Below are 20,269 nucleotides of genomic sequence, written 5' to 3'. Positions count from 1 at the left end.
GCCCGCTAATGCGCAGTCACCATCGTCTGCGAGCGACAGCTGGCCTCGGTCATCACCAAGGCCAGCTGCTTCAGTGAGTAGGGCTTGCGCAGCAGCGTGAAACCGTGGCCTGGATCGCGGGCCAGCAGTTCGCTGTAGCCACTGGTGAGAATGATCGGAAGATCGGGCAGGCGGCTGCGGATGGTGCGGGCCAGATCCAGCCCATTGGTCCCGGGCATGACCACGTCGCTGAACACCACGTGGAAACGCGCAGCGTCGCGCTCGAGCTCCGCCAGTGCTTCGTCGGCATTGCGCGCGAGTACGACGTTGTACTCAAGCTCGCGCAGCGCACCGACTGCAAATTCGGCCACATCCACATTGTCTTCCACCACCAGCACGCACAATCCGTGACCATGCAGCAATCCCGGTTGCGCGGTCGGCAGCTCGATGGAGGCGTTTGCCTGCGCCAGCGGCAGATACAGCGTGAAGCGCGTACCGACACCGGCCTGGCTCTGTACGTCCACTTCGCCCTCGGACTGCTTGACGAAGCCGAACACCTGGCTGAGGCCAAGCCCGGTGCCCGCGCCCACTCCCTTGGTGGTGAAGAATGGCTCGAAGATCCGGTCCACCACGGACGGATCGATACCGGCACCGGTGTCGCTGACGCTGATAGCAGCGAAGTTGCCTTTCATCGGCGCAGCGAACCGTACGGAAGGCACCGATGTCAGCTGTTCCACATCGATCGTCACCTTGCCGTGGCCGTCAATGGCGTCGCGCGCGTTCACCGCGATGTTGATCAGTGCGGTGTCGAGCTGGGTCCGGTCCAGCAGCACCGGCAACGGGGCGTCGGGCAGGTTCACCGACACGGAGATGCGTGCACCCCAGCACTGTGGTGATGATGTCTGAAAGCGCGCGTATGCTCTCGCAGAGGTCGAATACCTGCGGCGACAGGCTCTGCCTGCGCGAGAACGCCAGAAGCTGGGCGGTCAGGCGAGTGGCGCGGTCAGCGGCGGTTTCGATCGCCTGTACATAGCGCAGGCGCGCATCTTCGGCCGGCCAGGTATGCAGCAGCATGTCCACGGAACCGGTGATGACCTGCAGCAGATTGTTGAAGTCGTGGGCAACGCCGCCGGTCAGCTGGCCGATGGCCTCCAGCTTCTGCGACTGCCGCAGCTGTTCGCGGGCGCGTACCAGTTCAAGATGGGCCTCGCGTGCCTGCTCGGTGATGGCCGCTACCTGGCGGGTGTGCCGGTCGCGTTCGATCACCCGCTCGGTCTGCTCGCTGACCATGCAGATGATGCCGGCCACGCCTCCGCAACCGGCACGCAGCGGCGAGTAGGAGAACGTCCAGAATGTCTCGCGCAACGTGCCATCACGGTCCATCATCAACGGCATGTTCTTGAAACTGCGGCTCGTGCCGCTGAAGGCTTCGTTGACAGCATCGACGACGTCGGCCCAGACGTCCGCCCAGACGTCTTCCAATCGGCTGCCCATGGCGCCGTGCAGCTTGCCGCCCAGCATCGGCAGGTAGGCATCGTTGAAGAAGAACGCCTTGTTGTCGCGGCCCCATGCGATCCACAGCGGCTCCGGAGAATCCAGGATCATCGCCAGCAGAGCGCGAAGTTCGGGAGGAGCGTTGGTCGCGTCGGCGGAACGGGCCCAGTCGCTGTCCTGCAGCAGTCGGTAGGCGAGTTGATCGGGTGCCGAGACAGGAAGGGGGAAGGGATGCATGGCCGTGCGCGAAGAAAGGTGCCGCAGCTTAGCCGAGGTGATGTCATTGCGCCCTGCACAGTTCCTTTGCCCTGGCTGTCATCGGCCCTGCGCGGCGGACGAGGTGGCTCACGGGGCGCCCTCTGACTCACCATCATCTCTGCGCCAACAGCCTGCGTCGTGGCACCGTCGTATTGCAGCCTCAGACACCCAGAAGCGAATTCACCTGCCAATCGGCAACCCGCGCATAGCTCACCGCCTGATGACTGCCGCATCCGTCGCAGCGGAACAAGGCGCCGCCCGGCAGCTGGACCAGATTGTCTTCGCTGGCCGAGCGGGTTTCAGAGCAATGCCGGCAGATGACAGTGAGCGCCGTAATGCGCTCCACCCCGCCAGACAGGTCGAACACAGCTTCAAAGGCATGGATGACAGGGTGACCAGTGGCCGGCATCGGGAAAGTCGTCTTGATGGGGAGGCCTTATCCTGCCCCCCCCGATCGTGACGGGCTGGTCATCCGCATGCATTGGAACGATCAAGATGCCCGGCGGCTCAGAGATCCTTCTTCTTGCCGCTCAGGTCGATCGGCCTGTCACTGCCCTTGCGCTCGCTCGACCACACTTCCATGCTCTTGTTGCAGCGGCTCTCGCGGGCAGCCACTTCGGGTGGCAGGTCCTTCAGATGCGGCGACTCCTGGCAGGCCTGGTGCATGTTGCTGTCGTCGTACGTGGCACAGGCGCTGAGCGTGACCAGGGCAATGGCGGTGAGGGAGGCGCGAAGCAGGGGCTGCAGGGTCATGGGGAGGTCTCGGGTGGTGCCGGGCTGGCCATGGAATTCAAATCCGTGACCCCGGGCACGAGCAATCCGTCCAATCGCACTTGTTATTCTGTAACAGATGCGCGATAGTCCGGCGCCTGCTGCTGTCAGGCGACGCAGATCATCAGGATCATGCTAAGCGCCAGCATCAGCACGAATACGCGCCGGCTCAGCGCAAGGCAGGCCAGGCAGGCGGCCAGTGCCCAGGCAGCCAGCAGCGCGCAGGCCAGCAGCCACAGCCCGATCACGATCAAGGATCCGGTCGCCAGCGCCGACAACGCGATGGCCTTGTACAGAGCCACGCCCAATACGCTGCCGAGCACGCCCGCCTGCAGGGCGATGGCATCGTGATGTGCGGGGGCAGGCGCGTGGAGCATGGTGGCTGGATGGTTCCAAGCGTGAGCGGCGCGCGTACTGTGCCCGAATACACATCCACGCCATGTGTACTTCGCCGACGGCGTGATCAGTGACGGCGGCGCGACAGCAATAGCCCAATGCCCACCACGGGCACGATCCCAAGGATCGGTGCTTTGTACAACGGCCAGCCATGCAGTACGCCCGTGATCACCAGTGCCGCCGTCGCCAGCAACAGGCCCGCACCCCAAACGCGTGCGGGCCAGGCACCGAAGAAGTGGCGACGTTGCGGAGCCGCGGCAGCGTTGGCGGGCCGATCTGCGAGCGCCTCTGCCAGTGCGTCCCGGAAGGTTGGGAAATCATGCATCGATGCCCGCGTGCGCTGCAGCAGCACGCTCGGTCCATCGATCAGGATCAGATCGACATGATCGTCCAGGTTGTAGGACCGGATCTGCTTGAACGGGAGAGGAGGACGGTGCTGGAATACCAGACGATCCTGTTCCAGTACCACCCGGTCCCGTTGTGGGGAATAGACAACGAAGCCGAGAATCAGCGGCGACAGCGTGAAAATCGCTGCCGCGCCCAGTGCCGGAAGCGGCCCAAGTTCGGGTGCGACGGCAAACAGGAGTATTGCCAGTGGTCCGGCTCCGGCGGCAACGATGGCGTACTGGTGATAGCGCCTGAAGATGCGTACTTCGCTGCCGATTTTCCGCGGCCGGGCGGGGAGACGGGAGCGGGCGGTGGGTGACTTCATGGACTGCGTTCGATCACGGCATTCTGGCAAGAAAGCGTGGCGTGGCGTTGCAATGAAGTCCATACAACTATTTCGAATCCACCCTTGCTGGACCCCTGTGTGAGTCCTCGTGCGCCTTCGCCCATGCATCTGCTCAGTCGAACTCGCCCTCGGCCGATTCCAACCGCTGCCGGTACGCCGCCCGATGCTGGTACAGGCGCTGGCACTCGGCGGACCGGTGGATCCGGCTGGCCGGTTCGTTGGCCACGGCGTCGCACATCCTTGCGATGTGGTTGTTGGACGCCAGTTCGGTCACGAAGAACACGGCGGTGATGCCGGTACCCAGCAGCACGACATAGAGCAGGCGGCTGAGCCAGCGCGTGCGCTTGCGCTCGAAGTGCTGCTGGAGGGTCAGGTCGAAGCGGATGATGCTGAGCACGATCCAGATGATCGCGACCAGGAAGCAGATGGTAGGCAGCAGGCCTCGCCAGAGTCCTGCTTCGTACACCGACTCGCTGTAGTGAACTGCTGCCCCGGCACCTGCGATGGCGATCGCCAGCGCCCAGTTACGGCCCAGCGAGAGCAGGTCATCGAGCAGCTTCTCGCGGTTCCTGGTCGATCCTGCTGCCACGTGGGCTCCATCTCCATGCTGCGACCGGCGGCGGAACTGCCGCCGTCCTGCAGATGGTGGAGCATCGCTGCGACGATGAGAAGACCGCGCGGCTCAGTGTGCGAGGGCGCGGGCGCCGATCCAGCGCCGGTAGCGGCGGGTCCGACACTTTGCGGCCGCCTGTGCCAGCAGCAGGGCCCATACCGGTGAAATCGTGGGTGCGGTGGGGCGGTGCCGGCTCAACCGGCCCAGCTGATACTTCACTGCGGCCATGTGCGCACTGGCCGCCAGCGGCTTGCTGCGCCAGTTGATGTTGCGCAGTGTCGGCACCGGATCGCGGCCCTGCTGCCAGTGCTGCGGCAGATCCGGCTTGATCGCCAGCGCCGTGGCGATGCCGATCATGGCCACGCCGCTGGCCAGCACCTGCTCTGCCACTTCTCGGCGGCGGATGCCGCCGGTGACCATCAGCGGCATCGTTGCCACCGTGGCGATCTCGCGCGCGAATTCGAGGAAGTACGCTTCGCGGGCCACGCTGCGCTGGTCGCGTGCGGCGCCGGTCATGGCCGGTGCTTCATAGCTGCCGCCGGACAGTTCGACCAGATCCACGCCGAGGGGCGCCAGCATCTCGACCACGTCGCGCGCGTCCTCGGGCGAGAAGCCACCCCGCTGGAAGTCGGCGGAGTTGAGCTTCACCGCCACCACGAACGTGGGCGCCACCGCCGCGCGCACACCCTGCACGATCTCCAGCAGCAGGCGTGCACGGTTCTGCAGGCTGCCACCCCAGCGGTCATCGCGGCGGTTCGACAGCGGCGACAGGAACTGGCTGAGCAGGTAGCCGTGCGCGGCATGGATCTCCACGCCGCTGAAACCGGCGCGCTCGGCCAGCTCGGCACTGCGGATGAAGCGGGCGATCACGTCTTCAATATCCGCCTCGGTCATCGCCCGCGGCGGCGCGAACTGTTTGGACAGTGCGCCCATGTCCAAGGGGACCGCCGAAGGAGCCAATGCCGGCTGGCCGAGCGCGGCCGGCATCTGCCGCCCGGGGTGGTTGATCTGCATCCACATCTGCACCCCGCGCGAGCGCGCGGCGTCGGCCCAGGCGATGAAACGCTCCAGGTGGCGATCGTCCTCCAGCACCACGCCGCCGGGGCCGGTCATGGCGCGGCCATCAACCATCACGTTGCCGGTGATGATCAGTCCGGCGCCGCCGTCGGCCCAGCGCTGGTACAACTGCAGCAGCGCTTCGGAGGGGGCGTGGTCGGCGTCGGCCATGTTCTCCTCCATCGCCGCCTTGGCGATGCGGTTGCGGATGAGGGCGCCGGAAGGCAGCGCCAGGGGCGAGAACAGCGACATGGGACAGCTCCAGGACAGGGGAATGGCGCTACGCTAACCTTCAAGCTTTATTGAAGGTCAATGGGTTCCGATGTCGAGGATTCAGGCAGATGAAGATCGGTGAGCTGGCCCGCCGCACGGGCCTGGCGGCGTCACGCATCCGCTTCTATGAGGAGGCAGGGTTGCTGGTCGTCCAGCGGCAGGCCAACGGCTACCGCGACTACCCGGAGCAGGCGGTGCTGCTGCTGGAGCTGATTACCGGTGCGCAGCGCGCCGGCTTCAGCCTGGAGGAGATACGCGCCTTGCTGCCACCGGACATGGGCCAGTGGCAGCACGACGCATTGATCTCGATGCTGCAGCAGAAGGTGGCCGACATCGAGGCGCTGCAGTTGCGGCTGGCAGAGAGCCGGGCGCACCTGCTGGCCCTGATCGAGGACATCCAGGCGCGGCCGGAGGGCATCGACTGCGCGGCCAACTCGCGGCGGGTGCTGGAGCGCGTCAAGCGCGGTGAGCTGGCGCGCCCGACACTTGCGGCCGGCGATACGGCGTTGCTGCGGCCGGATCGCCGCCGCCTCGGGCGCAGCAGCTGACGATCCGGCGCGAAGGTCAGTGACTGCCCACGCCGGCTGTCTTGCGCTTCTTGTCCAGCATCACCGCCACGCACCACAGCAGCAGGCCGCCGATGGCGGTGGCGGCACCGACATAGCCGGTGCTGGCCGGGCTGAAGCCGGCACTGATCGCCATGCCGCCCAGCCACGGCCCCAGCGCATTGGCGGTATTGAAGGCGGCATGGTTGGAGGCGGCGGCCAGGGTCTGTGCTTCGCCGGCCACGTCCATCAGGCGCGTCTGCAGCACTGCCGCCAGCGCGCCCATGGTGCCGACGGTAATGATCATCGGACCGATCGTCCACACCGACTGCGCGGCCAGCGGATACAGCAGCAGCATCACGATCGACCACAGCAGCACCACGGCGGCGGCCTTGAAGTGGAACTTGTCGACCAGCCAGCCACCGGCGATGTTGCCGATGATCGCGCCGATGCCGAACACGCCCACCGCCAGCGGCATCCACGATTCGGCCACGCCGGTGACCTGCACCAGGGTCGGTGCCAGGTAGGTGAACACACAGAACATGCCGGCGAAGCCAACGGCGCCGATCGCCAGCGCCAGCCACACCTGGGTGGTGTTGAAGGCGCGCAGTTCGCGCATCGGCGAGGTACGAACCTCGTCCGGGTCCGGCAGCAGGAAGCGCGCGATCATCGCCACGGTGGCGATGGCCAGCACGCTGACCAGGGCAAAGGCGGTGCGCCAGCTCAGCTGCTGGCCCAGCCAGGTGGTCAGCGGATTGCCGACCAGGATCGCGATCGACAGGCCCAGCAACACGCGCGACATCGCCTGGCCGCGCTGGCCGGCCGGGCTGATCGCGGCGGCAACCAGCATCGCCACGCCGAAGTAGGCGCCATGCGGCAGGCCGGCGACGAAACGCGCAATGAGCATCGTGCCGTAGTTCGGCGCCAGTGCGCTGGCCAGGTTGCCGACGGCATAGAAGCCCATCAGTGCCAGCAGCAGCTTGCGGCGAGGGAAGCTGGCGCCGACGAAGGCGAGGATCGGGGCGCCGACGACCACGCCGATGGCGTAGGCGCTGATCAGGTGGCCGACCTGGGTTTCGGAAATCGACAGGCCGCGGCTGATCTCCAGCATCAGGCCCATGCTGGCGAATTCACTGGTGCCGATGGCGAAGCCGCCCAGCGACAGGGCAAGGATGATCAGGGTGCGCTGACGGGGCGTCAGCCGCGCAGCCAGGGAAGAGTTGGGGCTCATGCGGGGCGCGATGGGGGCGGGGAGCCGGTCATTGTACTGCTGCACCGCAACAAGGGCAGCAGCACTCAGGGTAAATCAGCGTTTGATCGGTGACACGTTCGCCCACCCGCCATCGCGCGGCGCGATCAGAGGCCCAGCGCTGCCCGGGCGTGCGCATACTTGCCGCGCAGGCGCCCGGCCGTCGCCGCGTCGAGCATCGCCAGGCGCTGCGGATCGGCGTTGTCATCCAGATCGGCCTGCTTCACCTTCAGTGCCAGCGGGTGGGCGGCAATGCGCGCGTAGTAGCTGTCCGCGTCGGGGGCCGCGTCGCGGTTGAGCAGTTGCACCGCCTCGCGCAGCGGGGCGGGAAAGACCTCGATCCGTGCGGCAAACGCCGGGCAGTCTTCGGCTACGTCATGCAGCCAGGCCACCACTTCGGCGTCATCGTCGCCGCGCACCGCGGCCGCCACCCGCGCCACATGGCAGATGTAAGGCTGGTCAGCCTTGTCCGTCTGGCCCGCGTGGGCCTCGGTGGCCAGCGTGCGTGCAAGTGCTACCCAGTCCATTGCGTCTCCTTGGATATCCGCAGACAGTTTCGCGCAGAAACCGTAGCGCTTGTGCATACGCCGATGACACTGCGATGGGCATCATGGCGGGGCAGGGGACGCAGTGTTGCCCCGACAAGGAGGAATGCGATGCAGGAATTCAGGCATGTGCTGGAAACCCGTGGCCGCTATCAGCTGGTAGCAGTGTCCTACGAGCCGGTGTACGCTCCGGGCGATGTGGTCGGCCATGCGGTCGTCGCCGACGATGGGGATCGTCTGACCGACCTGGTATCACTGGCCGAAGCGCGCCAACTGCTGTTGCAGCGGGTGCGTGAAGAGGGCGAAGAGCCCGGGCTGGAGAACGAAAACAACCTGCGGAAGAAGGCGTCGCGCTGGCGCCGCCGCTAGGCCGTCGCGCCCTCGTGCGCATCATGGAGGATTCGGGTGTTGCCCAGTAAGAAGTATCTGCTCATCGCCATCGTCACGCTGGCGACCCTGCTGCTTGGTTTCGTGTTTTCCGGCTACCTGGCCCTGTTGTTCCTGGGGTTGGACACCAAGCTGTTCACCTGGAACACGTACTACCAGTACTACCACGCCATCGGCCAACCGCAGGTTGCGCCGTTCGTGGGCAAGATCAAGTGGGCCGGCTACGTGGGCTTCGGCTTGCCGCTGCTGGTCCTGCTGGTGACCGGTCTGGTGCTGCTGCTGAAGAAGGACAAGCGCTCGCTGCATGGCGACGCGCGCTTCGCCACCGGCGCCGACCTGTCCAGGCATGGCATGTTCAAGAAGACCGGCCAGAGCATCGTGGTCGGCAGCCATGGCGGCAAACTGGTGCGGCTGGATGGCCAGCAGTTCGTGATTCTTGCGGCACCCACCCGTTCAGGCAAGGGCGTGGGCGTGGTCATCCCGAACCTGCTGGAATACGGCGAATCGCTGGTGGTGCTGGACATCAAGCAGGAGAACTTCGACCTGACCAGCGGCTGGCGCGCCAGCCAGGGCCAGGAGATCTACCTGTTCAATCCCTTCGCCGAGGATCGGCGCACGCACCGCTGGAACCCGCTCAGCTATGTCTCCGATGATCCGGCATTCCGGGTGTCGGACCTGATGAGCATCGCCGCGATGCTGTATCCGGACGGCGCCGAGGACCAGAAGTTCTGGGTCAGCCAGGCGCGCAACGCGTTCATGGCCTTCACCCTGTATCTGTTCGAAAACTGGGACGACGAGCGCAGCAGTGGCTTCCCGGGCGGCTCGGGCACGCCGACGCTGGGTTCTGTCTACCGGTTGTCATCCGGCGATGGCACCGATCTGAAGAAGTACCTCAAGGCCTTGTCGGAGCGTTCGTTCCTCAGTGGCAACGCGCGTTCGGCGTTCGCCAACATGCTGTCCCAGGCCGACGAGACGTTCGCCTCGATCCTGGGCACCTTCAAGGAACCGCTCAATCCCTGGATCAACCCGGTGCTGGACAAGGCCACCAGCAGCAACGACTTCCTGCTGACCGACGTGCGCAAGAAGAAGATGACCATCTACATCGGCATCCAGCCGAACAAGCTGGCCGAGAGCCGGCTGATCATCAACCTGTTCTTCAGCCAGCTGATCAACCTCAACACCAAGGAACTGCCCAAGTCCAACCCGGACCTGAAGTACCAGTGCCTGCTGCTGATGGACGAATTCACCTCGATCGGCAAGGTCGAGATCATCGCCTCGGCGGTGTCCTACATGGCCGGTTACAACATCCGCCTGCTGCCGATCATCCAGAGCATGTCCCAGCTCGACGCCACCTACGGCCGGGAAGTCTCGCGCACGATCATCACCAACCACGCGCTGCAGATCCTGTACGCGCCGCGCGAGCAGCAGGACGCCAACGACTATTCGGACATGCTGGGCTACACCACCATCCGCAAGAAGAACGTCACGCACGCCCGCGAGAAGACCCACAGCTTCACCGAGGAGCGGCGGGCACTGATGCTGCCGCAGGAGCTGAAGGCGATGGGGCCGGACAAGGAAGTGTTCCTGTACGAGGGCATACCGCATCCGGTGAAATGCGACAAGATCCGCTACTACAAGGATCGCTACTTCACCTCGCGGCTGCTGCCGAAAGTCGACGTTCCCATGCTTAACGTCTAATTCACGTCGTTAAATTTGTGACGTAGATTCATATTCACTGACGTGAAAACGTGAGTTGAGTCAAGAATTCGGCATTTGTTCATAGATTTTCAGACTTGTCTGACATGGAATTGACGCGTGGTTGTGCGACCCTGTGCATGCCGTTCAGAAATGTGTGATGGATGGCAGATGTTGTAGAGCAGGGTGGCCAGGAGTTTGTGCCATGAAACATGGATGGTTTCGACGTTGGTGAGGTATGCGGGTGTGTCGCCGGCAGTGTCTGGCGGCCCCGCGACTTGGTTGGCAGCCGTTGGCTGCAGGGGAGCCGGAGTGGGTGTGCTGCCAGTCAGTGCGTCGCTCCGATTCCGGCGTGCGCGACGCAGCGCCGGACTACCAGGGGACCAATGCTCGGGACTGCTTTTTCGTACGTCAAAGTGAAGCCCGTATGAATCAGGCGTTTATCGCGAAAATGTCCATCGCCGCAGTGGCGGCGTTGATGGTGGCCGGTTGCGCCACCAAGTCCGCTCCGGATTTCGGAGGCCGCTGGAAGCCGGTGAACCGCTTTGCTGCGGCAACCACCGAGATCCCGCTGTACTCCAGTTACGTCTACCAGGCCTCGCCGATGGATGGCACGCTCAAAGCCATGCTCGAGCGCTGGGCCAAGGATTCCGGACGCACGCTGGATTACCGCCTGAGCTCGGACTTCACCCTGTACGGCGCGGTCTCCAACATCGATACCACCAACGCTCAGCAGGCCGTGATCGATCTGACGGCGGCCTATGCAGCGCAGGGCATCTCCGTCTCCATCGTTGGCAACCAGATCGTTGTGCAGAGCGCTGGCTCGACGCCGACCGCGTCGGCACAGGGCGCTGATTCCAACAGCGGCACCTGAGTCCACCTCGAAATCATCGAACGTGCCGCTCCCCGCGCCTGTCGCAGGGGTGCCACGCCCATTGATGTTTCAGCAGTACGGAAGAATCCATGTTCCGCAAGAAGGATCCCGGCAATAGTCCCAAGGTCGAGCAGTCGGTCGCCAAGGCGGTCAGCTACGAGATCACCGTGGCCGACATGGCGCGTCGCAGTGAGCGCCGTGCCTGGTGGGTCGCCACCGGCTCATTGCTGATGTCGCTGGCACTGGCTGGCGGCTACTACTACATGCTGCCGCTGAAGGAGAAGGTGCCGTTCCTGGTGATGGCCGATGCCTACACGGGTACCGCTACGGTGGCGCGCCTGAGGGGCACGTTCCAGGGCGAGACGATCACCACCAACGAAGCGGTCAACCGCAGCAATGTCGCCCAGTACGTGCTGGCGCGCGAGTCGTACGACTCCGCGGTGATGGGGTTGCGCGACTGGGAGCTGGTGTTCGTCATGTCCAGTGATGCCGTGGCCGCAAGCATGAAGCAGCGCTATGCCAGCAACAATCCGCAGAATCCGTTCGTGATGTACGGCCGGGGCAAGGCGATCAGGGTCAAGATCCTCAGCATCACCCCGCTGGGCGTGCAGGCGAACGGCAGCTTCCGTGGCGCGTCCGTGCGCATCCAGCGCAGCCTGCTCGACAAGCGCAGCGGTGTGTCGACCTATCTGGACAACCAGCTGGTCACCATGCGCTTCCAGTACAACCAGAATCTGGCGCTCTCCGAACAGGACCGCGTGCTCAACCCATTGGCGTTCCAGGTCACGGAGTACCGTGTCGACAACGACTATGCGCGCGGGGTGCCCGTGCCGGATGACGGTGCCATGCAGCAGCAGGCCCAGGATGCCGCGCAACAGGCACAGCTCGCCGCGCAGCAGGCGCAGGGCATGTACGTTCCGAACAATCCGGCCGCTGCCACCATGATCGATCCCGCCACCGGTCAGCCTGTCGCAGTGCCGGCCAATGGGCAGATGCAGCCGATGCAGGGTGCGCCCATGCAGGGGCAGCCGGTCCAGGGGCAGCCGATGCCGGGGCAGGGCGCGCCGGGACAGCCGGCAATGATGCCGGCACCGAACCATTCCACCGGAAATGCTGATGGAGCAAGCAACCGATGAGTAGTCGAAAAATCAGGGGAAGCGCGTGGGCGCTGCTGTCGTTGCTGTCGCTGGTGTTTTCCAGCGCGGCGATGGCACAGGCAGTTGACCACTACGAGTATGAGAAGGACCGCATCTACCCGGTTCGCACCGGCCTGGGCCTCACCACCCAGATCGAGCTGAGCCCGAACGAGAAGATCCTCGACTACAGCACCGGCTTCAGCAGCGGCTGGGAACTCACCCGTCGCGAGAACGTGTTCTATCTCAAGCCGAAGAACGTCGACGTCGACACCAACATGATGGTGCGTACCGAGACCCATTCGTACATTTTCGAGCTGAAGGTCGTTGCCACCGACTGGCGCCAGCTTGAGCAGGCCCGTCGCGCCGGCGTGCAGTACAAGATCGCATTCGTCTATCCGAATGACACTGTGTTCGGCCCTGCCCAGTCGGCGGTCGAGGAGGAGGCGCAGCCGCTGCTCAGTACCGAGCTGGCCAAGGATCGCCAATACAACTTCAACTACTCCTATTCGACCAGCAAGGCCAAGAAGATGGGATGGCTGGTCCCGGTCAACGCCTACGACGATGGCCGTTTCACCTATCTGAAACTGCCCAACTCGCCCGAGTACAAGACCGGTATCTTCCCGGCCGTATTCGGTCGCGAGAAGGAGTATGGCGAGGATTTCGTGGTCAACACCACGGTTGAGGGCAATACGCTGATCGTGCACGGGACGTACCCGTACCTGGTCATCCGCCACGGCGACTTCGTCGTCGGCCTGCGAAGGAACGTGAAGAAATGAGCCAGCAGAACACTCCCGAAAACGATCCGAATCCGTCTCCGTACGGACAGGGGCCTGCGGCTCAGGAGCCATCGGCGAACCCTTACTACGGGCACGCGCAGGCAGAGGCGGCGCCGGATCTGGATGCCAGTGCCCCACAGCTTCGCTCTGCGGAAGAGCAGCGCTTGAACCGCAAGGCGCTGTTGTTCCTCGGCGGCATCCTGGTGTTGTTGCTGGCCATGGGCTTCCTGCTGCTGCGCAAGGGCAAGGAAGACGCTGAAGAAGCCAAGGCGCCGCCGCAGGTTGCACGTTCGAGCACCCCCGACCTGCCGATCATTGCACCCTCCGCGATTCGCGAGGCTGCCCGGGAAGCCGCCGAGCCCATTCCGATGCTGCCGCCACCGCCGCAGGAAACGATGGGCCCGACGTTCATTCCTCGTGCCGAACCCGAGCGCGAGGTCGAGCGTGGCCCGAGTCTGCTGGATCGCCGCATTGCCGGTAGTGGTGGCGCAGGCGTGGGCACGGGCGACGCTGGCGGCCAGGCCGCAGCAGGGGACAACGACGATCCCTACATGCAGGCCACGTTGGCTGCGCTGCAGGCGCAGAACGGCAATGCTCCGCCGGCCAAGGTGCGCCGCGGGCCTGATGTGGAGGATGTGTCCAATGCTTCCTACATCCGGAGCCCCGACGCGCTGCTGGTGCGTGGCACCTATCTGCGTTGTGTACTCGAGACCCGCATCATCACCGATCTTGCAGGTTATACGTCGTGCCTGTTGACCGAGCCGGTCTACTCGATCAACGGCCGCAGCCTGCTGCTGCCCAAGGGGTCCAAGATCTATGGTGCGTACGGTGGCGGTCCCAAGGGCAAGCGCGTGGAAGTGATCTGGGATCGCATCACCACGCCCAATGGCATCGACGTGGCCATGTCCAGCCCGGGCGTGGATCAGCTGGGTGGTGCCGGTCATCCTGGCCAGTACAGCGCGCACTGGGGTAGTCGCATTGCGTCGGCGTTGATGATCAGCCTGATCGCCGACGCCTTCAAGTACGCCGCAGCCGAACATGGCCCAGAGTCGACGACGGTTTCCAGCAATGGTTTCGCCGTTCGTTCGCCCTATGAAAGCGCCACCGCGCGCACGATGGAGCGTCTCGCCAACGAAGCCCTCACCAGTTCGAATCGCCCGCCGACTGTCACCATCAACCAGGGCACCATCGTGAACGTCTACGTCGCCAAGGACGTTGACTTCACCAACGTGCTCAACCCGCGCCGGTAACCCGAAGAACAACCATGGACGCCGAAGTGTCACCCCTCGCCCTCGTTTCTAGCGATTTCCTGCGCTATCAGTACGAAGTGCTGGGCATCGCCGAGTACATGACATCCCCGGAAGTGACGGAAATCTGCATCAACCGTCCCGGTGAGCTGTACCTGGAAACCCGGGCCGGGTGGCAGCGGGTGGACGTGCCGGGCCTGACCTTCGAGCGGGCCCGGCAGTTCTGCACCGCCGTAGTGAACGAAAGCAACACCGGCCAGCGCATCACCGATGCCGATCCGGTGGTCTCGCTCACGTTCCCCACCGGCCAGCGTGCGCAGTTCGTGATTCCACCTGCCTGTGATGCCGGCAAGGTTTCGATCACGATCCGCCTGCCGTCCAAGCACACCAAGTCGCTCACCCAGTACCACGAGGATGGTTTCTTCAACCAGATCCTGGAACAGGATGGCAGTCTGAGCGAGCAGGACCGCGAGCTGCTGGAACTGCGCCAGCAGCGCGAGTACGCAGAGTTCTTCCGTCGTGCGGTGATGTACCGCAAGAACATCGTGGTCTCCGGTGCGACCGGTAGCGGCAAGACCACCTTCATGAAAGCGCTGGTCAATCATATCCCGGACAACGAGCGCCTGGTCACGATCGAGGACGCACGCGAGCTGTTTCTGACCCAACCCAATGTGGTGCACCTGCTGTACTCCAAGGGAGGGCAGAGCACCAGCAATGTCAGCGCAAAGAGTTGCATGGAAGCCTGCCTGCGCATGAAGCCAGAACGCATCATCCTGGCCGAGCTGCGCGGTGACGAGGCGTTCTACTTCATCCGCAACTGCGCATCGGGCCACCCGGGCTCGATCACCAGTTGCCATGCCGGTAGCCCGGAGCAGACCTGGGATCAGCTGGCGCTGATGGTGAAGGCCTCGGCCGAGGGTTCGGGCCTGGAGTTCAACGTGATCAAGCGACTGTTGATGATGACCATCGACATCGTCGTGCATATCAAGGCACATGCCGGCTCGCGCTACATCACCGGCATCGACTTCAATCCTGGGCGTGCCCAGGGGCAGGAGGGCTGACCAATGCTGCCAGGACTGGAAATGATGGCGTGCCCGGAAATGGCCGTCTCGATGGACGTGATGCAGCACGTCATCAACGTGGAATCGTCGCGCAACCCCTATGCCATCGGCGTGGTCGGCGGCGCCCTGGTGCGCCAGCCCAAGGCCCTCGACGAGGCGCTGGCCACCGTTCGCATGCTGGAGGAGAAGGGCTACAACTTCTCCATTGGCCTGGCCCAGGTCAACCGTTACAACCTGGGCAAGTACGGGCTGGATTCCTACGAGAAGGCCTTCCAGCAGTGCCCGAACCTGCAGGCGGGTTCGCGCATCCTCGCCGATTGCTACAAGCGCTCCGGTGGTGACTGGGGCAAGTCGTTCAGCTGCTACTACTCGGGCAACTTCGAGACCGGCTTCCGTCACGGGTACGTGCAGAAGATCTACGACTCGATCCGCCGCGGTCAGCAGGTCGCAAGCAACGGCGTCGCGCCGATTGACGTGGTCAGCCGCGGCGAGCGTCGGGTGGTCAGGGTCGAACATCATCCGCAGACGGCCTCGCCGGCCCAGGCGCGCATCGTCGCCCAGGCCAGTGCGCCGGTGTACGTACCGTCCAATGACCCGGCACGGGCCTACACCGTCTACCCATCGACCGGTGCGATGGCCCGCGGCAGCCTGCTGAACATCGCCGACCAGGCGGTATCGCGCGTGGTGCTGGGTTCGGTCGATCGAATGATGCAGCCACAGGCGCAGGGCGGAAACGACATGCCGCAGCAGGCTCCGCAGCAGTATCAGCAGCCTGGTGCGGCGCAGGGTGGGGCAGCCATGCCGCAACAGCTGCCCGGGATGGCTGCTGGCGCGAACGCGCCGGTGATGCTGCGCCCCTGGAATGAGCGTAACGCGCCGGCAGCGGACACCCAGAATTTCTACAACGCACCGGCGCCCCGTACGCCGGTGCAGCAGATTCCCGCAGGGGATGCGGCCTTCGTGTTCTGACGAAGTCGTGGTGCGACCGGTCCCCCGGCTGGTCGATTCAGTTGTGTTAGTCCATCAACAAGGAAATCAATCCATGAAGCGATTCAATCTCGACCTCGTCCAGGCCCAGCGCACGCTGAAGACCATGCTGATGGCCGTCGCATTCGCAGGTGCCGTGTTCGCTCCCCAGGCCCTGGCAGGCGGTACCGACTTCGGCGGCACCGATGGCAAGGTCTGCGGCTTCTTCTCCAACATCAACGGTCTGCTGAACATGGCCTCGATCGCCGTGGTCACGATCGCCGTGATCTTCGCCGGTTACCAGATCGCATTTGCCCACAAGCGCATCGGTGACGTGGCCCCGATCCTCATCGGCGGTGTGCTGATCGGCGCGGCAGGCCAGATCGCGCGCATGCTGCTCGGCAAGGAGGCTGGCAGCTGCGACAAGGTCGGTGGTGGCGACGGCGCTGGCATGGCGTTTGAAATGATCAAGCACGCCGTCCAGTACTACAGTGCATAAGAACGTCCTGTTCCGGGGATGCACGCGCCCAGCGATGTTCCTGGGCGTTCCCTACCTGCCATTTTTCATGGTGGCGGGTGGGTTGTTGCTGCTGAGCATGTACACGAACTTCTGGTTTCTGCTGACCATCCCGGTGGCCATTTTCATCATGCGGCAGATGGCCAAGCGTGACGAGATGATCTTCCGCCTGCTGGGCCTGCGCCTGATGTTCAAGCTCAAGGTGCGCAACGTGCAGGAGCATGATGGCATGTGGGTGTTCAACCCGAATCACTACCGCAACAAGCCAGCCCCCAGGGATTGAGGGCTGGATCCGGCCAGGCGGGCGTTGAGCGCCCGCCTGGCCAACTCCGCATCTTTGTCGGCAGTACCTTTTGGAAGCAGTCGTATGTTCAACCCAGATACCTCCATCAGCGAATTCATCCCCTTGTCGTCGCACGTGGCTCCGAATGTGGTGAAGACCACGGGCGGCGACTACCTGTTGACGTGGCACCTGGAAGGGCTGCCGTTCGTGGGGCGCGAAGAATGGGAGCTTGAGCATCGGCACAACACCTTCAACCGGTTGCTGCAGACGCTGCGCGCACCGGATTTCGTCAACGTTGCCTTCTGGGTGCATGACATCCGGCGCCGTCGCACCCTGAAGGGAAAGAGCTACTACAAGCAGCGCTTCAACCAGGATGTGTCCGACCAGTACATGGGCATGCTGTCCTCCCAGCGCATCATGCAGAACGAGCTGTACCTGTCGATGATCTATCGCCCGGTGGTGGCGGGAAAGCGCTTCGTGGAGAAGTCCGCGAACGTGGACAAGCTGCGCGCCGAGCAGGAGCAGGCCGTCGAGAAGCTGATGGAGCTCGCCGGCAACGTCGAGGCTGTGATCCGCGACTACGCGCCTTACCGGCTCGGTATGTACGAAGCCAAGAACGGCGTGGTGTTTTCCGAAACGCTTGAGCTGTTCGGCTACCTGATCAACCGCATCGATGAGCCGGTACCGGTGCTGTCGGCGCCTGTGAAAGACTATCTTCCGGTCAGCCGTCATATGTTCTCGGCCAAGACCGGCGATTTCGTGATCAATACGCCCAATGGCGTTAACCATTTCGGCGCGATCCTGAATATCAAGGAATATGCCGAGGGGACCTATCCGGGCATCCTCAATGGTCTGAAGTATCTGGACTACGAGTACGTCATCACCCATTCGTTCAGCCCGATGGGGCGCCAGGACGCATTGAAGGTGCTGGACCGGACCAAGGGCATGATGATCTCGTCGGGCGACAAGGCGGTCAGTCAGATCGTCGAACTCGACCAGGCGATGGATCATCTGTCGTCAGGCAACTTCGTGCTGGGCGAATACCACTTCATCATCGCGGTGTATGGCGACAGCCAGGCGAAGCTGTCGCAGAACGTGGCCTCGACCCGTGCCGAGCTGTCCAACGCCGGTTTCGTGTCGACCAAGGAGGATCTGGCAGTCACCTCGTCGTTCTATTCGCAGCTGCCGGCCAACTGGCGCTTCCGCACGCGGCTGGCCAACGTCAGCTCGCTGAATTTCCTCGGCCTGTCGCCGCTGCACAACTTCGCCACCGGCAAGCAGCACAACAACCCGTGGGGCGACTGCGTGACCACGCTGCAGACCACCAACGGCCAGCCGTACTACTTCAATTTCCATGCCACCCATCCATCCGAGAATTCGCTGGGTGAGAAGGCGATCGCCAACACCATGGTGATCGGCAAGTCCGGTACCGGCAAGACCGCGCTGATCAACTTCCTGCTCAGCCAGGTTCAGAAGTATGAGCCGTCACCGACCATCTTCTTCTTCGACAAGGACCGTGGTGCGGAGATCTTCGTGCGTGCCTGCGGTGGCAATTATCTGGCCCTGGAGAACGGTGCGCCGACCGGCTTCAACCCGTTCCAGTGCGAGAACAACGAAGCGAACGTGCAGTTCCTGGCCGACCTGATCAAGGTGCTGGCCGGCAAGCGCGAGTACAGCGCCCGCGAGGAAGAGGACATCTACCGTGCGGTGGAGAGCATGCTCGATACGCCGATGCATCTGCGCAGCATGACCAACTTCCAGAAGAGCCTGCCCAACATGGGCGACGACGGCCTCTATGCGCGCATGCGCCGTTGGACTTCGGGCAATTCGCTGGGTTGGGTCTTCGACAATCCGATCGATACGGTGGATCTGAGCAAGGCCAACATCATCGGCTTCGACTACACCGACATCATCGACAATCCCGAAGTGCGCGTGCCGGTCATCAATTACCTGCTGCACCGCCTGGAATCGCTGATCGACGGTCGACCGCTGATCTATGTGATGGACGAATTCTGGAAGATCCTGGACGGCGAGGGTGGCCTGAAGGAGTTCGCGAAGAACAAGCAGAAGACCATCCGTAAGCAGAACGGCCTGGGCATCTTCGCCACGCAGAGCCCGGAAGACGCGCTGAAGAGTGATATCTCCGCTGCCCTGATCGAGCAGACCGCCACGCTCATCCTGCTGCCGAACCCGAACGCCAGCAAGAGCGACTACATGGATGGCCTGAAGTTGACCGAGGCGGAGTTCAAGGTGGTCACGGCACTGGACGAGCGCTCGCGCTGCTTCCTGGTCAAGCAGGGCCATGCTTCCAGTGTCTGCCAGCTCAACCTGCGTGGCATGGACGACATCCTGTCGGTGATCTCGGCCTCGACCGACAACATCGACATCATGCATCGGGTGCTGCAGACGGCTGCAGTCCGCAATCGGATCACCGTGGACGAACTCACGCCGGAACAGTGGCTGGAGGACTTCTACAAGAACCGAAAGGGCTCTGGTAAAGCCAAGGCCTCTGCCGAAACCGATGCGGCTTGAAAGCCCTGGATCAGACAGCGCCGAATGAAATCCATTCCCCTGGAGAAGAACATGAGCATGACATCCCGAAATCACAAGCGCCACCGCGGTCTGCGTCAGAAGCGCCTGGCAGCCATCCTGCTGGGGAGCATGGTCATGTTCTCCACCACGTCGGTTTCGGCCGGTGGTTACCCTGTCTTCGACCTCAGTAATCTCATGCAGGCACTGAAGGACTTTGCCCAAGGGAAGGCGCAAATGAAGGCTGACGGGCTGGAGTACGCGGCTCAGGTAACTCGGTGGAGAAGGACGTTCCAGGAGTACCAAAATGCGCTTGTCCAGATCCAGGGCATGATCAACAACTTCGGCTTGCCGCCAGGCGCCACATTGGAGCGGGTTCCAGACGACTATATGGTCGCCGACCTCTGCCGTACGTCGGCGGGCTTCAGCGCTGGCAGCCTGCTGAAGAAGTTTGTGCTGGATACCTCCGGTGATCTCTACGCGCAGCAGCAGCAGCTGTGCGTCAACATCCAGATGATGGAAAACCGGAAGCGCAACGAGACGGTGGATTTCATCGAGAAGACCATTCCCAGCATCAACGCGTCGTTGTCTGAGATCATGGGCTGGCGAGGCGGCGCCGATGGCAATCTTGCGGGAACTCTTTCGGCCGTGAACAGTGACTCCCTGCGTACGGCAAACGATATTTCCAAGCTGCAGCAGGAGTGGGAGGCGCGCATGCGGTCCTACGACGCCTATCAGGAGTCAATGATGGCCAATCAGCGCGTGCTGGCGCGCGTGGCATTGAAGGGCAAGCCGGGCGTCATCTCGCAGCTGGTCAAGACGGCCGCATTGGAACGCGCTTTGCACGTCGACTGACGCCGCTTGGGGCAGGTGCATAGGCACCCGC

At 63.5% G+C, this 20,269-nt stretch carries 21 protein-coding genes and 1 pseudogene; 13 read left to right on the top strand and 9 right to left on the bottom strand.

The features are described from left to right. Positions 1–5: 5 nt before the first annotated feature. The 7 genes and pseudogenes from AC5P99_RS03790 to AC5P99_RS03760 all read right to left on the bottom strand — a co-directional run bounded on the left by AC5P99_RS03790 (position 6) and on the right by AC5P99_RS03760 (position 5,552). Positions 6–1,710: pseudogene (locus tag AC5P99_RS03790) on the bottom strand (ATP-binding protein). 181 nt (positions 1,711–1,891) lie between these two features. Beyond that, positions 1,892–2,140 (bottom strand): hypothetical protein, encoded by a 249-nt coding sequence (locus tag AC5P99_RS03785; protein WP_088436594.1) that lies wholly within the window; start codon positions 2,138–2,140, stop codon positions 1,892–1,894. 98 nt (positions 2,141–2,238) lie between these two features. After that, positions 2,239–2,484: a hypothetical protein gene (locus tag AC5P99_RS03780; protein WP_088436595.1), complete on the bottom strand. Its 246-nt coding sequence runs from the start codon at positions 2,482–2,484 to the stop codon at positions 2,239–2,241. A 125-nt stretch (positions 2,485–2,609) separates the two neighbouring features. Next, entirely contained in the window at positions 2,610–2,879 is a 270-nt protein-coding gene (locus tag AC5P99_RS03775) for a hypothetical protein (protein WP_005410135.1), read from the bottom strand. An 86-nt stretch (positions 2,880–2,965) separates the two neighbouring features. Next, entirely contained in the window at positions 2,966–3,610 is a 645-nt protein-coding gene (locus AC5P99_RS03770; RefSeq protein ID WP_012480650.1) for a hypothetical protein, read from the bottom strand. 133 nt (positions 3,611–3,743) lie between these two features. Beyond that, a complete protein-coding gene (locus tag AC5P99_RS03765; protein WP_005413845.1) occupies positions 3,744–4,220 on the bottom strand; it encodes a hypothetical protein in 477 nt (158 codons plus the stop codon). A gap of 93 nt (positions 4,221–4,313) precedes the next feature. After that, entirely contained in the window at positions 4,314–5,552 is a 1,239-nt protein-coding gene (locus AC5P99_RS03760; protein ID WP_088436596.1) for an NADH:flavin oxidoreductase/NADH oxidase family protein, read from the bottom strand. 89 nt (positions 5,553–5,641) lie between these two features. Here AC5P99_RS03760 and AC5P99_RS03755 point away from each other — a divergent pair, with 89 nt between their 5' ends. Then, positions 5,642–6,121, top strand: coding sequence for a MerR family transcriptional regulator (locus tag AC5P99_RS03755; protein WP_088436597.1), 480 nt, complete (start codon positions 5,642–5,644; stop codon positions 6,119–6,121). A gap of 16 nt (positions 6,122–6,137) precedes the next feature. On the opposite strand, the gene AC5P99_RS03750 is transcribed toward AC5P99_RS03755, so the two are convergent. Further along, positions 6,138–7,349, bottom strand: a complete 1,212-nt coding sequence (locus AC5P99_RS03750; RefSeq protein ID WP_049449076.1) for an MFS transporter — start codon at positions 7,347–7,349, stop codon at positions 6,138–6,140. 125 nt (positions 7,350–7,474) lie between these two features. Further along, positions 7,475–7,894, bottom strand: a complete 420-nt coding sequence (locus AC5P99_RS03745) for an HD domain-containing protein (RefSeq protein WP_088436598.1) — start codon at positions 7,892–7,894, stop codon at positions 7,475–7,477. Positions 7,895–8,023: 129 nt separating this feature from the next. Here AC5P99_RS03745 and AC5P99_RS03740 point away from each other — a divergent pair, with 129 nt between their 5' ends. The 12 genes from AC5P99_RS03740 (at position 8,024) to AC5P99_RS03685 (ending at position 20,238) form a co-directional block, all read left to right on the top strand. Then, complete coding sequence (locus AC5P99_RS03740) at positions 8,024–8,281, top strand: hypothetical protein (RefSeq protein ID WP_005410128.1); 258 nt, start codon at positions 8,024–8,026, stop codon at positions 8,279–8,281. Between the two features lie 36 nt (positions 8,282–8,317). Then, positions 8,318–9,997, top strand: a complete 1,680-nt coding sequence (locus AC5P99_RS03735) for a type IV secretory system conjugative DNA transfer family protein (protein ID WP_049449080.1) — start codon at positions 8,318–8,320, stop codon at positions 9,995–9,997. 424 nt (positions 9,998–10,421) lie between these two features. Then, positions 10,422–10,868: a hypothetical protein gene (locus AC5P99_RS03730; RefSeq protein WP_012480646.1), complete on the top strand. Its 447-nt coding sequence runs from the start codon at positions 10,422–10,424 to the stop codon at positions 10,866–10,868. A gap of 89 nt (positions 10,869–10,957) precedes the next feature. Next, positions 10,958–12,004, top strand: a complete 1,047-nt coding sequence (locus AC5P99_RS03725; RefSeq protein ID WP_012480645.1) for a VirB8 family type IV secretion system protein — start codon at positions 10,958–10,960, stop codon at positions 12,002–12,004. After that, positions 12,001–12,780, top strand: coding sequence for a TrbG/VirB9 family P-type conjugative transfer protein (locus tag AC5P99_RS03720; protein ID WP_012480644.1), 780 nt, complete (start codon positions 12,001–12,003; stop codon positions 12,778–12,780). The genes AC5P99_RS03725 and AC5P99_RS03720 overlap by 4 nt, the downstream gene beginning before the upstream one ends. Beyond that, complete coding sequence (locus tag AC5P99_RS03715) at positions 12,777–14,030, top strand: TrbI/VirB10 family protein (protein WP_012480643.1); 1,254 nt, start codon at positions 12,777–12,779, stop codon at positions 14,028–14,030. The genes AC5P99_RS03720 and AC5P99_RS03715 overlap by 4 nt, the downstream gene beginning before the upstream one ends. 14 nt (positions 14,031–14,044) lie before the next feature. Further along, entirely contained in the window at positions 14,045–15,088 is a 1,044-nt protein-coding gene (gene virB11, locus AC5P99_RS03710) for a P-type DNA transfer ATPase VirB11 (protein ID WP_012480642.1), read from the top strand. Positions 15,089–15,091: 3 nt separating this feature from the next. After that, the gene (locus AC5P99_RS03705) at positions 15,092–16,057 is read left to right on the top strand and encodes a lytic transglycosylase domain-containing protein (protein WP_495212907.1); all 966 of its coding nucleotides are present in this window, start codon (positions 15,092–15,094) and stop codon (positions 16,055–16,057) included. 73 nt (positions 16,058–16,130) lie between these two features. Next, on the top strand, positions 16,131–16,553 hold the full coding sequence (locus AC5P99_RS03700; protein WP_033833163.1) for a TrbC/VirB2 family protein: 423 nt from the start codon (positions 16,131–16,133) through the stop codon (positions 16,551–16,553). Then, positions 16,546–16,854 carry a VirB3 family type IV secretion system protein gene (locus tag AC5P99_RS03695; RefSeq protein ID WP_012480639.1) on the top strand — a complete coding sequence of 103 codons (309 nt, stop codon included), beginning with the start codon at positions 16,546–16,548 and terminating at the stop codon, positions 16,852–16,854. The genes AC5P99_RS03700 and AC5P99_RS03695 overlap by 8 nt, the downstream gene beginning before the upstream one ends. An 84-nt stretch (positions 16,855–16,938) precedes the next feature. Then, positions 16,939–19,386: a VirB4 family type IV secretion/conjugal transfer ATPase gene (locus AC5P99_RS03690; protein ID WP_495212906.1), complete on the top strand. Its 2,448-nt coding sequence runs from the start codon at positions 16,939–16,941 to the stop codon at positions 19,384–19,386. Between the two features lie 24 nt (positions 19,387–19,410). Next, complete coding sequence (locus tag AC5P99_RS03685; protein ID WP_024958425.1) at positions 19,411–20,238, top strand: hypothetical protein; 828 nt, start codon at positions 19,411–19,413, stop codon at positions 20,236–20,238. Positions 20,239–20,269: the final 31 nt, after the last annotated feature.

The organism is Stenotrophomonas sp. YJH_SMC_80, assembly GCF_059372495.1.
This window is presented reverse-complemented; position numbering and strand designations above follow the sequence as displayed.

What these genes read in the sequence shown, in the direction of transcription:
- AC5P99_RS03785 (WP_088436594.1), bottom strand. Translation starts at nt 2,140, where the DNA reads ATGCCGGCCACTGGTCACCCTGTCATCCATGCCTTTGAAGCTGTGTTC.
- AC5P99_RS03780 (WP_088436595.1), bottom strand. Translation starts at nt 2,484, where the DNA reads ATGACCCTGCAGCCCCTGCTTCGCGCCTCCCTCACCGCCATTGCCCTG.
- AC5P99_RS03775 (WP_005410135.1), bottom strand. Translation starts at nt 2,879, where the DNA reads ATGCTCCACGCGCCTGCCCCCGCACATCACGATGCCATCGCCCTGCAG.
- AC5P99_RS03770 (WP_012480650.1), bottom strand. Translation starts at nt 3,610, where the DNA reads ATGAAGTCACCCACCGCCCGCTCCCGTCTCCCCGCCCGGCCGCGGAAA.
- AC5P99_RS03760 (WP_088436596.1), bottom strand. Translation starts at nt 5,552, where the DNA reads ATGTCGCTGTTCTCGCCCCTGGCGCTGCCTTCCGGCGCCCTCATCCGC.
- AC5P99_RS03755 (WP_088436597.1), top strand. Translation starts at nt 5,642, where the DNA reads ATGAAGATCGGTGAGCTGGCCCGCCGCACGGGCCTGGCGGCGTCACGC.
- AC5P99_RS03750 (WP_049449076.1), bottom strand. Translation starts at nt 7,349, where the DNA reads ATGAGCCCCAACTCTTCCCTGGCTGCGCGGCTGACGCCCCGTCAGCGC.
- AC5P99_RS03745 (WP_088436598.1), bottom strand. Translation starts at nt 7,894, where the DNA reads ATGGACTGGGTAGCACTTGCACGCACGCTGGCCACCGAGGCCCACGCG.
- AC5P99_RS03740 (WP_005410128.1), top strand. Translation starts at nt 8,024, where the DNA reads ATGCAGGAATTCAGGCATGTGCTGGAAACCCGTGGCCGCTATCAGCTG.
- AC5P99_RS03730 (WP_012480646.1), top strand. Translation starts at nt 10,422, where the DNA reads ATGAATCAGGCGTTTATCGCGAAAATGTCCATCGCCGCAGTGGCGGCG.
- AC5P99_RS03725 (WP_012480645.1), top strand. Translation starts at nt 10,958, where the DNA reads ATGTTCCGCAAGAAGGATCCCGGCAATAGTCCCAAGGTCGAGCAGTCG.
- AC5P99_RS03720 (WP_012480644.1), top strand. Translation starts at nt 12,001, where the DNA reads ATGAGTAGTCGAAAAATCAGGGGAAGCGCGTGGGCGCTGCTGTCGTTG.
- AC5P99_RS03715 (WP_012480643.1), top strand. Translation starts at nt 12,777, where the DNA reads ATGAGCCAGCAGAACACTCCCGAAAACGATCCGAATCCGTCTCCGTAC.
- virB11 (WP_012480642.1), top strand. Translation starts at nt 14,045, where the DNA reads ATGGACGCCGAAGTGTCACCCCTCGCCCTCGTTTCTAGCGATTTCCTG.
- AC5P99_RS03705 (WP_495212907.1), top strand. Translation starts at nt 15,092, where the DNA reads ATGCTGCCAGGACTGGAAATGATGGCGTGCCCGGAAATGGCCGTCTCG.
- AC5P99_RS03700 (WP_033833163.1), top strand. Translation starts at nt 16,131, where the DNA reads ATGAAGCGATTCAATCTCGACCTCGTCCAGGCCCAGCGCACGCTGAAG.
- AC5P99_RS03690 (WP_495212906.1), top strand. Translation starts at nt 16,939, where the DNA reads ATGTTCAACCCAGATACCTCCATCAGCGAATTCATCCCCTTGTCGTCG.
- AC5P99_RS03685 (WP_024958425.1), top strand. Translation starts at nt 19,411, where the DNA reads ATGAAATCCATTCCCCTGGAGAAGAACATGAGCATGACATCCCGAAAT.